This window comes from Shewanella youngdeokensis (assembly GCF_033180165.1).
Lineage (GTDB): Bacteria > Pseudomonadota > Gammaproteobacteria > Enterobacterales > Shewanellaceae > Shewanella > Shewanella youngdeokensis.
The window spans coordinates 685,594-699,717 of sequence record NZ_CP136522.1 but is presented as its reverse complement, the minus strand read 5'-3'; the positions used below and the strand labels follow the sequence as shown (position 1 = coordinate 699,717).

The 14,124-nt window shown below is 43.2% G+C and carries 12 protein-coding genes; 4 read left to right on the top strand and 8 right to left on the bottom strand.

The window, feature by feature from the left end:
• Positions 1-2: 2 nt before the first annotated feature.
• From cysN to cobA, 3 genes are read right to left on the bottom strand one after another with little or no spacing between them, the layout of a single operon-like run.
• On the bottom strand, positions 3-1,442 hold the full coding sequence (gene cysN, locus RGE70_RS02965) for a sulfate adenylyltransferase subunit CysN (protein ID WP_310470070.1): 1,440 nt from the start codon (positions 1,440-1,442) through the stop codon (positions 3-5).
• Positions 1,443-1,486: 44 nt separating this feature from the next.
• The gene (cysD, locus tag RGE70_RS02960) at positions 1,487-2,395 is read right to left on the bottom strand and encodes a sulfate adenylyltransferase subunit CysD (protein ID WP_310470069.1); all 909 of its coding nucleotides are present in this window, start codon (positions 2,393-2,395) and stop codon (positions 1,487-1,489) included.
• A gap of 41 nt (positions 2,396-2,436) precedes the next feature.
• The gene (gene cobA / locus RGE70_RS02955) at positions 2,437-3,246 is read right to left on the bottom strand and encodes a uroporphyrinogen-III C-methyltransferase (RefSeq protein WP_310470068.1); all 810 of its coding nucleotides are present in this window, start codon (positions 3,244-3,246) and stop codon (positions 2,437-2,439) included.
• A gap of 409 nt (positions 3,247-3,655) precedes the next feature.
• Between cobA and RGE70_RS02950 the strand changes: the two genes are divergently transcribed.
• From RGE70_RS02950 to RGE70_RS02940, 3 genes are all read left to right on the top strand, one after another.
• Positions 3,656-4,585: a phospholipase A gene (locus RGE70_RS02950; protein WP_310470067.1), complete on the top strand. Its 930-nt coding sequence runs from the start codon at positions 3,656-3,658 to the stop codon at positions 4,583-4,585.
• Between the two features lie 63 nt (positions 4,586-4,648).
• The gene (locus tag RGE70_RS02945; RefSeq protein ID WP_375087891.1) at positions 4,649-6,109 is read left to right on the top strand and encodes a S41 family peptidase; all 1,461 of its coding nucleotides are present in this window, start codon (positions 4,649-4,651) and stop codon (positions 6,107-6,109) included.
• Positions 6,110-6,176: 67 nt separating this feature from the next.
• Positions 6,177-7,040, top strand: a complete 864-nt coding sequence (locus tag RGE70_RS02940; RefSeq protein WP_310470065.1) for a PA4780 family RIO1-like protein kinase — start codon at positions 6,177-6,179, stop codon at positions 7,038-7,040.
• Positions 7,041-7,180: 140 nt separating this feature from the next.
• Here RGE70_RS02940 and RGE70_RS02935 read toward each other — a convergent pair whose 3' ends face one another.
• From RGE70_RS02935 to RGE70_RS02925, 3 genes are all read right to left on the bottom strand, one after another.
• Positions 7,181-7,651: a peroxiredoxin family protein gene (locus tag RGE70_RS02935; RefSeq protein WP_310470064.1), complete on the bottom strand. Its 471-nt coding sequence runs from the start codon at positions 7,649-7,651 to the stop codon at positions 7,181-7,183.
• Between the two features lie 285 nt (positions 7,652-7,936).
• On the bottom strand, positions 7,937-8,350 hold the full coding sequence (locus RGE70_RS02930; protein WP_310470063.1) for a DUF3010 family protein: 414 nt from the start codon (positions 8,348-8,350) through the stop codon (positions 7,937-7,939).
• 142 nt (positions 8,351-8,492) lie between these two features.
• A complete protein-coding gene (locus RGE70_RS02925) occupies positions 8,493-10,217 on the bottom strand; it encodes a hypothetical protein (protein WP_310470062.1) in 1,725 nt (574 codons plus the stop codon).
• A 660-nt stretch (positions 10,218-10,877) separates the two neighbouring features.
• Here RGE70_RS02925 and RGE70_RS02920 point away from each other — a divergent pair.
• Positions 10,878-11,048 carry a hypothetical protein gene (locus tag RGE70_RS02920; RefSeq protein WP_310470061.1) on the top strand — a complete coding sequence of 57 codons (171 nt, stop codon included), beginning with the start codon at positions 10,878-10,880 and terminating at the stop codon, positions 11,046-11,048.
• Positions 11,049-11,662: 614 nt separating this feature from the next.
• Here the strand turns inward: RGE70_RS02920 and RGE70_RS02915 are convergent.
• Together RGE70_RS02915 and cysI are read right to left on the bottom strand one after the other, a co-directional pair.
• The gene (locus tag RGE70_RS02915; RefSeq protein WP_310470060.1) at positions 11,663-12,427 is read right to left on the bottom strand and encodes a phosphoadenylyl-sulfate reductase; all 765 of its coding nucleotides are present in this window, start codon (positions 12,425-12,427) and stop codon (positions 11,663-11,665) included.
• Positions 12,420-14,117 (bottom strand): assimilatory sulfite reductase (NADPH) hemoprotein subunit, encoded by a 1,698-nt coding sequence (cysI, locus tag RGE70_RS02910; RefSeq protein WP_310470059.1) that lies wholly within the window; start codon positions 14,115-14,117, stop codon positions 12,420-12,422. The genes RGE70_RS02915 and cysI overlap by 8 nt, the downstream gene beginning before the upstream one ends.
• Positions 14,118-14,124: the final 7 nt, after the last annotated feature.

Below are 14,124 nucleotides of genomic sequence, written 5' to 3'. Positions count from 1 at the left end.
GATTACCCTTCAAGCTTACTAATATCTAGCGCTTGCCAATGAGGGTATTGCTTACGGATCAGCGCATTCAATTCCAGCTCGTAGTCAGTAAACCTTTGCGTTGACTTAGCCACCTTAGAGGTTGCTACAGCCATTATCGCAGCGACTGTAGCATTAGATAATCGATCAATTAAAATCATGCCGCCGGTGTCACGAATTAGCGTGTAAGGGTCAATAGCAATGGCTTCATTAAGCTCAAGCGCTACCCGAGCCATATCGTTCAAACCAATACTGTCACTTCTTTTATGCGCTAATGTATTAATATCAACATGGTACTCAACCCGAGTGACTGTGACTTGTAATTTCTTACCTGCCACTTTTAAATCATATAGTTGACCTATTTGTAATGGTTTTTCATCCATCCATGCTATGTCAGCAATGATCTGGTTAGCCAGTATAGGAGCGTTTTCAACTTGCGATAATAAATCACCACGTGAAATATCGATTTCATCTTCGAGAGTTAATGTCACCGCTTGACCAGCAATCGCCTCGGGAAGATCGCCATCAAATGTCACAATACGAGCCACTTTACTGCGCTTACCCGATGGCAATGCCACCAGCTCGTCACCCACTTTAATAACACCTGATGCAACGGTGCCAGCAAAGCCTCTAAAGTCGAGATTAGGTCGCTGCACGTATTGCACCGGAAAGCGTACTGGAAGATTAGATAGCTCACGGCGTGTATCGATGGTTTCAAGCAGTTCGAGTAATGTTCCGTCTTTATACCAAGGGGTTTGGCTACTGCGCTCAACAACATTGTCCCCTTTAAGTGCTGATAGTGGAACGTAATGAATTTCAATATCACCTAATTGCGCCGCAAACTCAGCAAATTCGGCTTTAATGTCATTAAAAACCTTTTGGTCAAAACCAAGTAAATCCATCTTATTAATTGCCACAACAAAATGGCGTAAGCCTAGCTGTGACGCAATAAATGCATGACGGCGAGTTTGGGTTTGTACGCCATAACGAGCATCAACCAACAAGACAGCTAAATCACACGTCGATGCTCCCGTGGCCATGTTACGAGTGTACTGCTCATGCCCTGGAGTGTCGGCAATAATGAACTTACGCTTGTCGCTAGAAAAGTATCGGTAGGCGACATCAATGGTAATGCCTTGCTCACGCTCAGCTTGCAAACCATCTACCAGTAACGCTAGATCAACCTCTTCGCCTGTAGTGCCCACTTTGGCACTGTCGCTTTTTAAACTGGCTAGCTGGTCTTCGTAAATTTGAGCGCTATCATGTAACAAACGCCCTATCAGAGTACTTTTACCGTCATCGACACTGCCACATGTTAAAAAGCGCAAAAGGCCCTTATTTTGCTGCAGCGATAAATAGGCTTTAACACCTATATCTTCAAGCTCTGCGGCTAAGCGGGTGGTATTACTTACTGCTTGGTTCATGATTTATTCCTTTTAAACCTAATTATGCGTTGAGCAAAACACGCTTAGAAATAGCCTTGGCGTTTTTTAAGTTCCATCGATGCACTTTGATCTGAATCGATAAGCCGGCCTTGGCGTTCACTTGAACGTGTAAGCAACATCTCCTCGATGATTTTCTCTAGCGTATCCGCTTGTGAATGCATAGCTCCGGTTAATGGGTAACAACCTAACGTTCTAAAACGAACCACCTCATTTTTAACCGTTTCACCGTCAGCTAAAGGCAACCTGTCATCGTCAACCATAATCAACATGCCATCACGCTCTACCACAGGACGTTTTTGAGCAAAATACAGTGGTACTAAATCGATACTTTCTTGAAAGATATATTGCCAAATATCTAACTCTGTCCAATTAGATAATGGAAACACGCGAATACTTTCGCCTTTATTTACTGCGCCATTGTAGGTACGCCATAGCTCTGGACGCTGGCTTTTGGGGTCCCATGTATGATGTTTATCGCGAAATGAGTACACGCGTTCTTTGGCTCGAGACTTTTCTTCATCGCGACGAGCGCCGCCAAAAGCAGCATCAAAACCGTACTTATTTAGTGCTTGTTTAAGCCCTTGGGTTTTCATAATGTCGGTATGCTTTGCGCTACCATGGGTAAACGGACCAACGCCCATAGCAATACCTTCAGGATTTTTATGCACTAGCAATTCAAAACCAAACTCTTTGGCCTGCGCATCTCTAAATGCGATCATCTCTTTAAACTTCCAGTCTGTATCGACATGTAACAATGGAAAAGGGATTTTGCCGGGGTAGAAAGCTTTGCGTGCCAAGTGCAGCATCACAGACGAATCTTTACCGATAGAATACATCATTACGGGATTATCGAACTCCGCTGCAACTTCACGAATAATTTGAATACTCTCAGCTTCTAATTGTTGCAAATGGCTTAACTCTTTCGCGGCCATGCTAATTCTCCGTCTTCTTGATGCTAATGTGCTAAGCACAACTATTTAATTTGTTTGGTTAAATTTGTACTTTGCACAACTTGTGGCTTAAACCAGTTGAGACTGTCAGCTAACGCTACAACGTCACCGATAACCATTAATGCTGGCATAACTAATTCAGGATCGGCTGCAAGCTGCTCAATATTGCTTAACGTACCAATAAATGTGCGCTGATCTTGAGTGGTTGCTTTAGAGACAATTGCGACAGGCGTATCGGGTGCTCGCCCGGCATCGAGCAAACCTGTTTTAATGATATTGGCGTTCAAAATTCCCATGTAAACCACTAAGGTATTGTTTGGGTTTGCGTATCCGCGCCAGTCCATAGGGCGGCTAGCGAGTTGGCAGTGACCGGTAATAAAGCTAACCCCTTGTGCATAATCTCGATGGGTTAATGGAATTCCGGCATAAGCTGCAGTTCCACTGGCGGCGGTGATCCCTGGGATCACTTCAAAATCAAGACCCGCTTCCACAATCGTTTGCAGCTCTTCACCACCCCGACCAAAAATAAATGGATCACCACCTTTAAGGCGTATTACATTTTTACGGGTGTATGCTTTAGTGACGAGCAGTTGGTTAATTTCACTTTGTGCAGCGCTGTGCAAACCCGCACGTTTTCCAACAGCTATTTTTTCTGCCGAGGCAGGGATAAGCGCCATAATTTCTGAACTGACGAGGGCATCAAATAGCACGACATCAGCACTTTGCAAGACTCTGTAAGCCTTAACGGTAAGCAAGTCCACATCACCAGGCCCAGCGCCAACTATCCACACTTTTCCGCCTGCAACCTGTCCCGGCATAGTTAGTATGTCCATCGAGCTACCCTATTTAAAATCGACAGCATGAATATAACCAGCCTCTTATTCCATAATAAATATAAATTTCGAACCAGTTATAACTTTTAGTTATTAGAGGCGATGATGCATATTTAATAATGAAGAACGAATGCATTTAAAACATTAAAAAACAACAATATAATTTATCTATTCATCTTCTAGATTCAGAAACTCATTTATCCCGCACACCATTCAGCACTAAGTTATCGCATTTAATTCTAGAGGCGTTTACAAGCGTCAAGCCCAAACACTTAACACAGACAGCTACTTCGCAGCACAAAGACAACATCTGTTATGTCAGGGTTAACCTGCTATTAATGGCAACCACTAATAGGTACAATTACAGTCAATAAAAACAGTGCAGTTTGATCACTCTTCAGGGAAAAATATGAATAAGCTAAGCACGCTTTTACTGTGTCTTGGGCTAGGTAGCTCTTTTGCATCACTTGCTAATACAGACAAAGCAAAAGACATTGATAATATTGAAGTTAAAAATAAAACATCATTAGTTGATGATCGAGTCATAGAAGAAACGGCAACAGGCGAACTGCCTTATGTCATTACGCCACATAAAGTGAATTATATTCTGCCTGTTACCTATAACTCATCGCCCAATATAGATCCTTTTGCTGAGCAAGCGGCAGATTACCCATTCACCCTTGATAAAACTGAGGCTAAGTTTCAAATCAGTTTTAAGTTTCCGCTTTGGAATAATGTATTTGGTGACAATGGTTACTTATATGCAGCGTATACCAATCAGTCTTATTGGCAGGTTTACAACAAAGATATTTCGTCGCCGTTTAGAGAAACCAATCATGAACCTGAAATTTTCATGCTCTTCACCAACGACTGGCAGCTCGGCCCGCTCAATAATTCTTTTTGGGGCGTGGGGGCTGTACACCAATCTAACGGCCAACCAGGCTCACTATCAAGAAGTTGGAACCGCTTATATGGCTTGATGATTTTTGATGCTGGCCCTTTTGCGCTGGAAGCTAGAGCATGGTGGCGTATACCTGAAGATGAAAAAGAAACACCGGAGTCAGCAAGCGGAGACGACAACCCTGATATCACCGACTATATGGGTAATGTACAATTTACTGGGGTCTACGGTGTTGATGAGCACCGATTTAGCTTAACAGTACGCAACTACATTCAAAAACCAAACCGTGGCGCAATCGAGTTTACATGGAGCTACCCGATTATGGGTAATCTACGACTTTACACTCAGTACTTTAACGGCTACGGTGAAAGCTTGATTGACTACAACTCACACAACCAAAGAATAGGAATTGGGGTTTCAATTAACGACATTCTTTAATCTTTATCAGCTACCTGTGCAGGCCTAACTTGATGGTTATGCCTGCGATATCAAGGATTAGATATGACGGTCAGTTTCAAAACTATTGTATTGATATTGACGCTTATTATGACAATAAGCGCAGTGCAATTGATCCGACTTTCTTTTTTCCCTCAGCGCGTCTCATACCAACTCAGCATTGAGCAACAGCGCCAAGATATCCAGCAGTTATTAAACGTCATCAACCAAAAATCCGCTTTTACCATGTTAGACCCCGCCCGCAAAAACGCGTTTACCCAGCAAGGTCAATTGCTATTAGCGGCCACAACCCAAACAAGTAACGCTGCAATATTTCAAATTAAGCTGCAACACTGGCTCACCACTCTCAATGATCCGGCTGCAAACATCACTTTGCCACCGAGTATGTTGCAACACTCACCGCTATTGGTGTTGCCAACCAGATTGCAACATAACAATCAAAACTGGATTGCATCGCAAGTTTCTGGCCAACTTATTAATGAAGATTACCCTCTGCTAACCCACATTAATGGCTTACCTATGCAGCGTTGGGTCATTGCTGCCCAACGCTATATACCTGACTCATTGAAATTATCAGTAACCGAACAAAGCCAATGGCTACAGCACATAAACCGACTGCAATTGGATATTGGCCTTGCCAGTTCAACGTACGTCACCTTAACTTTAGCTAATCGTGAAGCGCACACGATTCAGTACGAGTTAGATCTGGTAAACCCAGGCCAACTGACTGCAATAAACAAAATGGCAAACATGCCTCCTTTCATCATCCGCTACCCAGCTGAGCACAACCTTAAGCAAACGGTGATGAGGCAACTTGCCGCCGCAGATGATAGTACCGCTGATCTTTATATTGATATCAGAGAGCTCAAAGTTAGTGATACCGCGTTATCGGCTTGGTTATATGAGCGTTTTGCAGTGCCACACTCACCCTACAACAATACCGTAGGGCTCATAAAATACCGACGCTACCCAAACTCTAACGCCAAACAGTTTGCTAAGTATCATTTTAAACCGATTGAACAACTCGGATTTTTTGAACAAGTTAACCTCGAAACATTAGGCTTTGATAGTCAACGTGCAGACTCACCTGATTTTAGCCGCTGGCTAACGCGCCCGTTGCCTAAATCGAACTTAAATGATGGCGTAACAAATCGGCAGTTGTACCTGCTCATTGATGCAACTTGCCAACAAGAGTGTGAATGGTTGGCACTCATGGCATCAGCTTGGCCCAACGTTACACTCATTGGTGAACAAAGTCGTGGCAGCCTGAGTCCGCGGCATCGCGTTATGTTACAAAATAGTGGTTTGGAGGCCCAATTTAGCGCGGCTTTAGCATATAGCGCCGCAGGTAAGCTGATTTCAGGCATCGGTATTACGCCCGCCTTTCACATTGATGCAGTCAGCTTAAATCAGCAAAATATCGCCAATGTAATTAGTGCAAAATTAAGCCCTGCGGTTAAACCTCGCCAAGTAAGCTCTCTGTCAGCAGTAAAAAGGTCACCATAACGGGGTCTTTTAGCGCGAATCTGACACTTTTGTTCCATAGCTTGCTTAAGTAGGGTATAAGAGCACTATGAAAACCCCTAAACGACTCCAACCATTGGTTGATGAAGGATTAATAGACGAAGTTGTTCGTCCATTAATGAGCGGCAAAGAAGCTGACGTCTATATCGTACGATGTGGCGACGATGTCCGCTGCGCTAAAATTTACAAAGAAGCGGACAAACGCAGCTTTAAAAAAGCGGTCGAATACCGTGAAGGCCGAAAAAGCCGTAACAGTCGCCGCGCCCGCGCCATGGAAAAAGGCTCTAATTACGGTCGCCAAGAACAAGAACAAGCTTGGCAAAATGCTGAGGTCGACGCCCTTTATCGACTCGCTTATGCCGGAGTCAGAGTGCCGCAACCTTACGGCTGTTTTGACGGCGTATTGCTAATGGAGCTGGTCACTGATGATGCCGGCTATGTTGCGCCTCGCCTTAACGACATAACCCTGACCGAAGACATGGCAATCGCGCACCATGCTCAAATTATGAAAGATGTTCAACGCATGTTGTGTGCCGGCCTTATTCACGGCGATTTGTCAGAGTTTAATGTATTACTCGATGACAAAGGTCCGGTGATTATCGATTTACCACAGGCCGTTGATGCTGCAGCAAACAACAATGCCAAACGCATGTTATTACGCGATGTGAACAACATGACCCAATATTATGGTCAATATGCACCGTCGGTATTAGGCTCTAAATATGCGCAAGAGATGTGGTTGAAATTTGAGTCAGGTGACTTAACCCCAGAGACTGAATTAACCGGTGAGTTTGTTGAAAGCGAACATACCGCCGACATTAGTGCGGTACTTGAAGAGATCCAAGCTGCATTTGAAGAAGAGCAAGCCCGTAAAGAGCGTATGAGAGACGCCTGCGAAGAAGACGAATTCTAACCTCGCTAGTATTAAATGCATAAACACTAAAAAGCCCAACGCAGTTATTGCCTTGGGCTTTTTGGGTTATGTACGCGTTATTGGTAAGGCTGCTTCAAAGGTCGGCGCTAGTTACAACAGCGTAAAAACAGCTAACGATTCTAGTTAACTTTTTTGATATTCAACGCTTTTAACGTGGCAGCGATATCTTCAGCAGCAGATTCAGCGTTGATCTCTTCATCAATTTTTAAGATTTTTCCATCTTCACCAATATAAAAGGTGACTCGGCTAGCGATGCGTAAAAGATTGAGTACATCGTAAGCTTTTGCGGTTGCTTTTGTTGGATCACTGAGCATTGGAAAATCAGCTTTTTGCTCTTGGGCAAAAGCTTGGTTGTCTTCTAAGTCATCGACACTAGCCATCATATACACTGCATTGTATTCGCGGATAAGGTGCCCTTTTTGTACAAGAGACTTACATTCCAACGTACAACCATAAGTGTTTGCCTTTGGATACCATGCCAGCACTAACGCCTGCTTACCATGGTAATCGCTTAATTGGTAGAAATGACCATCAGTGGCTTGCAAATTAAAATTTGGCGCGATATCACCGACCTTTAAATCTGTTGCCATTGCTGACAGCGGTAGCAAAAGCAGCGTTATAGATAAAGATTTAGCTATTGTTTTAAATGTGCTTTTAAACAAATAATTTAGCATTATATTTCTCATTTAGTTGCCCTTGTCTAAGATCTGCTCAGTTCAAACCATACATTGGCGGCGTAGTGTGCAGCGCCCTAATCGGTATAAATATTTGCCCAGCCCCTGCTTATAACAACTTAATCGATGAAACCGGCATTAAGCTTGTTGACGCCATCTAGGTATAACACTTATACGTCTATATCTCGATAAAGATCATCGTTAACTCAGGCATTCAAATGCTAAATCGTAAGCCTTGCCTAAATCAACTGTCGCTGGACGGCCGTTTTTAAGTTCGCTGTGTCGTTTATCTGTAGCGCGCATAGTCGCCGGGTGAACAAACTCCACCTCGCACGGACAAGTCGCTAAAATGACACCTTCCATTAAAAATGTACCGGCGCCTCCCGCACCTTGCCCCGTGGTTGCCCGCCGATTAATAACGACCTTATCCACTCTATGGTGTTGTAGATATGCGTTAAGGTTAGTGTGAAATACTACAACCTCGGCCTGAGTCGGGTTTTTAAGCAAGCTAAATTTGGTCACTTTTGGTGCAATTAACAAATGACTGGCCCGCTCGCCCTCTAGGGTTACCACTCGAATCTCGTTGGCCTTTAAAAACAGCCCTGAAATAATCATTTTTATTCTCCTAAAAAATATTAAAACCACTAAGTTCAACGCGTTAAGGCGCACTAATGAGCTAACTAAAGCAACAGTACTACTAGCGCAGAAATAAAAAACGCCAGCGTAGCACTGGCGTTAGATAGGCTACTTTTAGCCGTTACTGAGTCGCGCGCGAGTTCAGCACAGAGTCAATCTCAATACCTTTGTTATTAACATCGACCGCCAACTTAACGCGCATATTATAATCTTTCATCGCTTCAAGCTCTTCTGGGATCGGCTCTCCAGTCAGCTCAATAAAAGTAAACAGTGGCGCAAATATTTTTAAATAATCAACTGACATTGCAATCAGACCATTGCGCGACAGCGCCTCGGCCCCCAAAGCGTTAACGGCAACCTCGCCCTTATCGCCGTAATACAGCACCAAATGCTGCCCCTTTACGGCAAGTTTAGCGGTTAGCTTCATTTGAGACGCAATCGGTAACACATCATTTAAAACCACCGCCGTGCCGTCGGTGGGTAGTTGTATGCTCGCCAACTCAGGGATTAACGGTTTAAGCATATTGAACAGCATAGCGGGGTCGTCTGCAGACAAACTAAATAGTGCGTCTAGGCTTTTGATTTCAGGCGCGTCGATATCATCATTAATCTCATAATCTATCACTGACACGCCAACGCCTTTAACACCCTGAGCCATTGAGGTTAGCATGCCAAGCATCAGCGGGTTTTGGCTACCAATCTGCTGCTGTATTACCTGTAAAGGTCCACACTGATATTCAGGTGTGAGCATGTCGTCCCACACGGTCTGTAATGCCGGAGCCATTTGAGCAACGTCGATACCAAGCCCAAAGTTAAACACACTGTTGTCGATATCTTGCACATAAGAGGGAATAAAGCCTCTTAACTGTTGGTAAGCATCTAGCATCACATGATTTTTACTCTCAAAAACCACTCTATAACTGAGTGAGCTTGCAGCATTGCTAATATCAACATGATCATAGCCAGCGACCGTTCGTGGCCAATTAGCCGCAATGGCTGATAACTCTTGCTGACAGGTTGGCGATCTAAGTTCGGCAAATGGATCTTGCTCTGCCATAGCAAATAGCTTACTCAACTGACGAGCCAATTGATTACCGTCGGTACTGGTTAATGCCGTGACAATTTCTTGATGGTTGATATAGCTGATCCCATCATCAGTAAACCCATGCTGACTAATAATGTCATCAATGATTTTGGCATCGACAAGCGACTCCTCAACAGGAGTAATAGCAAGCGCGGTGGCCAATAAGGCAGGATCACTAAACGAGCTGGTCAAGGTTAGGGTTAATATGCCCTCATGCACCGCCAAGACTAAGTTAATTTGCTCATCTTCACTGGCATCCATTAATGGATAGCTGCGGTAGTTAACTCCTTCATACTGAGAAGCGACATGAGTAAAGTTACTGTCAGCTTCTGCTTTATCTAATAATGCCCAAATAGCATCAGCGTTAGCCACTTCAAGCTTAAATACCGGCATCACGCCTAAGGTATAAAAATAGCTACGAATATTATCGGCAAGACCAAATGTTTGAGTAAATGTGTCGCCGTCTTTCATTGCAGCTAAATACGCGTCTGTTAAGCTGATAATAAATTGTACCAGCGGTTCATCTGTTTCTTCAGCTTGACGCTGCGAGTTAACCGCAGACTGTTTATAGGCATCAGAGAGTGAATTGATGTAAGGCTTAATTGGAAAGGGTTGTAATTGCCCATAAAACAATGGGGTATCGGCAGGAATATAATCCATAACTGCATGTGAAACAGAGACGGTTTCAGTGCCTTGCTGAAGGTACCAGTAACCACCAGCTCCGGCGGCAAAAAAGGCAGCTGCGACTAACATTTTATTCATTGTTATCTCCATTTATTAAGCTTTACAAGCGCTCTACCATGCTAACAAGTTAACGATTGAAGTAACTAACACGACAAATAGCTAATCTAACTATAATACAGTAATTTATAAATAGTCATATACGCTAAAATGATTAACACCCGCCGTAATGAACAAGCACTATCGCTTTTTTTATCGCCATTTATAATGCCGGTGGACCTTCCTACGTGCAGCGCTTCATCCCATTATCAATAGGCAATTTTACCCTATAGCGAGGTTGGTCATTTGCATAGTATTTATAAAAAATAATGGCTGGCGTACAGGCTGAGGTAAAAGCAGTAGATGTTTGCAACATTAGTTATCGTTACAAGTAAAAGCTAGAACGGGAAGGAAGCAAAAAAAACACTAACATCTTCAATGTAAGCAACTTCAATTAAAGATTTATGCGTGCAGATTACAATAAATATGATGTTATATTTACCCATGCTAGTCTTCACTTTATATTTTATGGTGAATATATTATGAATCTGGCATCTAAAACAAACCCAAGATGTTGGCGGTTGGCAGTTGGCAGTTGGCAGTTGGCAGTTGGCAGTTGGCATCTGAGTGAGCCATTATGCCCAGATAGTTACGCAATTATCTTGAACATTACTCAACGATTAAATTTTAAAAAAGGATTTCATGAATAGAGTGGTATTAGCAACAATTATCATAACTGCATTTTTAGTCGGCTGTTCTTCTGATCCAATAAAATCAAAACAAAAAACAAATGCAACTAAAAAATTTAACTATTATTCTCAGGATTACTCCTTGCATAACCCAGATGGTATTGTTGGGGGCTGCTTTGAATAATTTTGATAATTTAATATTTAAATTTTTTAACCAGTGCCTACAGTGATTATAGGTTTCAAACTCCTAAGCATTGTAAAATGCTCTAGAGAAAGACTGGCATCAACCACCTAAAACCATTAAAACTCAAATTAAAACTCAAATTAAAACAATCGATTAAACTTAAACTTGCTACACATCAATTTATGAAAAACATCACAAATTAATATAAACCCCAGGTAGCCTAATCAGGCTACCTGGGGACAATTAGCTTTGATAAGCAGGCGCTAGCAAGCCAATCTAAGCACTCAATTTAGCGCAAACAATGCGCTAAATTGAGTTTGGTTTATTGAGTACTGACCACTCTACCTGTCGCATTTAGATTATCGGATCTTGCAGAACAATTAATCGCATTCTCAGCAAAGCTTGATAACGGAAGACTAAATACAACTAAACCTAAGTAGGCTTGAAACAGAACAGCTCCCTAAAACCATCTACGGGAACTTTGAACTATAGCCCAAAAATTAGCCTGTGTATAACCTTGTTGGTAACAATTGCACAACTTTTCCACCAATAGGTAACATCTACCATGTCAATTAGCTTTATTGATATATAAATTCGAGATTTATGCATACTTATTATATATCGTAATGCAACCCGCACTCGCGCTTAATACCATTGAAACGGGTTTCCTCTTCGGTCATTCCTGCTTCAAGTGGCTTACTCGAATGTATATCACCTACCGAAACATACCCTTGTTCCCATAATGGATGGTACGGCAACTCAAATTGAGTCAAATATTCATGTACCTGCTGGTTGCTCCAATCAATTATAGGTAGCATTTTGTAGCGATTTCCATGAATAGCAAGCACAGGAAGTGCCTCACGAGTACTCGACTGTGAACGCCTAAGCCCGGCAAACCAGGTTCCTACCTCAAGCTCATTTAATGCACGCTGCATTGGCTCAACTTTATTGATCTGGTTGTAGCGATCTAGACCATCAATCCCTTGTAACCACAAGAAACCATACTTAGCTTCTTGCCAAGCCGCGCTAAGAGGCGAAGCATACACTTTTAGGTTTAATTGCAACTGCTCGGTTAGTTGATCGATAAATTTATAGGTTTGCGGAAACAGATAACCGGTATCGGTCAAAATAACGGGCACGTTAGGCTGCTCAGCGTTAAGTAGGTGCAGCATCACTGCAGCTTGAATGCCAAAACTTGACGACACCGCGGCTTTGCCTGGCAGGTATTGCAATGCCCAGCGTACGCGTTGTTGCGGCGACAATTGATCTAAAAAAAGGTTAACCTTTTTTAGTTCAGCTTGCTGCTCAACTTCAGGCGCAGTGAGCAAAGCCACCAGCGCCTCTTTAGCAATAACAGATTCTATCTGCAGATCAGGCATGAAATTCCTTAGCCGCGTCGATAACGGCGGGGATTACACCACTACGAACGGTGTAATTACCAAACGTTTCGCCTGTTTCCCGCTCTGATACATAACGTGCAAACAAGTCATCTAGTTCAGCAAGAATTTCAGCTTCCTGAATATTCTCACGGTACAGTTTATTTAATCGCGTACCTTCATAGCTGGCACCTAGGTATAAGTTGTAACGACCTGGCGCCTTACCGACTAAACCAATTTCAGCTGCAAAAGGGCGCGCGCAACCATTAGGGCAACCCGTCATTCTAATCACAATGCCTTGGTCCAAAAAACCATGCTTATCTTGTAAAGTCTCAACATGTGTTAAAAAGTCGGGGAAATAGCGCTCGGCTTCTGCCATAGCTAATGCACACGTTGGCAATGCAACACACGCAATAGAGCGACCACGCGTTTCGGTGATCAGCTTCCCCATTAACCCATGCTGCCTTGCTAGCGCTTCAATTTTATCTTTATCAGCAGCGGCAACACTTGCAATAATGATGTTTTGGTTAGAGGTCATACGGAAGTCACCTTGGTGAATTTTCGCTATTTCTCTAAGCCCTGTTTGCAGTGATTGCCCGGGTAAATCTTTAACGCGGCCACCTTCAATAAACAAGGTTAGGTGCCAGTTGTTATCGACCCCTTGCTTCCACCCGTACCGGTCACCACGATCGCCAATGACAACATCACGTTTTGGCTCAAATTTAATTCCAGTACGCTTTTCGACTTCAGCTTTAAATACATCGAAACCATACTTAACGATGGTGTATTTTAGACGCGACAATTTTCGATTTTCGCGGTTGCCCCAATCTCGCTGTATCGTCATCACCGCTTCAGCAAATTTCAGCGTGTCTTGTGCTTTAATAAAGCCAAAATCATCAGCTAACCGTGGAAAGGTAGCAACTTCACCATGGGTCGAGCCCATTCCGCCACCAGCGACTAAATTAAAGCCAACTAACTCGCCTTTTTCGGCAACAGCAATAAAACCTAAGTCATTGGTGTAAACGTCAACGTCATTATCGGGCGGCACCGCAACAGCCATCTTAAATTTACGTGGCAGGTAAGTTTTACCGTAAACAGGCTCAACTTCTTCACCTTCTGTGGTGACTAACTTCTCATCGTCTAACCAGATTTCAGCATAAGCTTTAGTGTGCGGCAGCATGTTGTCTGACAACTGCTTAGCATAGGCATAAGCCTGTTGGTGCAGCTTTGATTCAACCGGATTAGGGTTACACATCACGTTACGATTTACGTCACCACAAGCGGCAATTGAGTCCAGCGCTTCACGGTCGAGATCTTGAATAATCGTTTTTAAGTTACGCTTAGGAATACCATGGTATTGAAACGTTTGGCGCGTGGTTAAACGAATACTGTTAGAGCTGGTTAAGTTCGATGCAATGCTATCAACCGCCAACCATTGCTGCGGAGTACACACGCCACCGGCAACTCGAGCACGTAACATAAAGCTATAAAGTGGCTCTAACTTTTGCTCTTTACGTTCATTACGTAAGTCACGGTCATCTTGTTGGTAAAAGCCATGAAACTTAATAAGCTGCTGATCACCCTCGCTAAAGGCACCCGTTACTGCAGTGTCTAACCCTTCTTGAATGGTGCCACGTAGGTAATCACTGTCAGTCTTTAAATATTCGTTTACTGCTAACGTTTTCTCACTCATAGCAAGA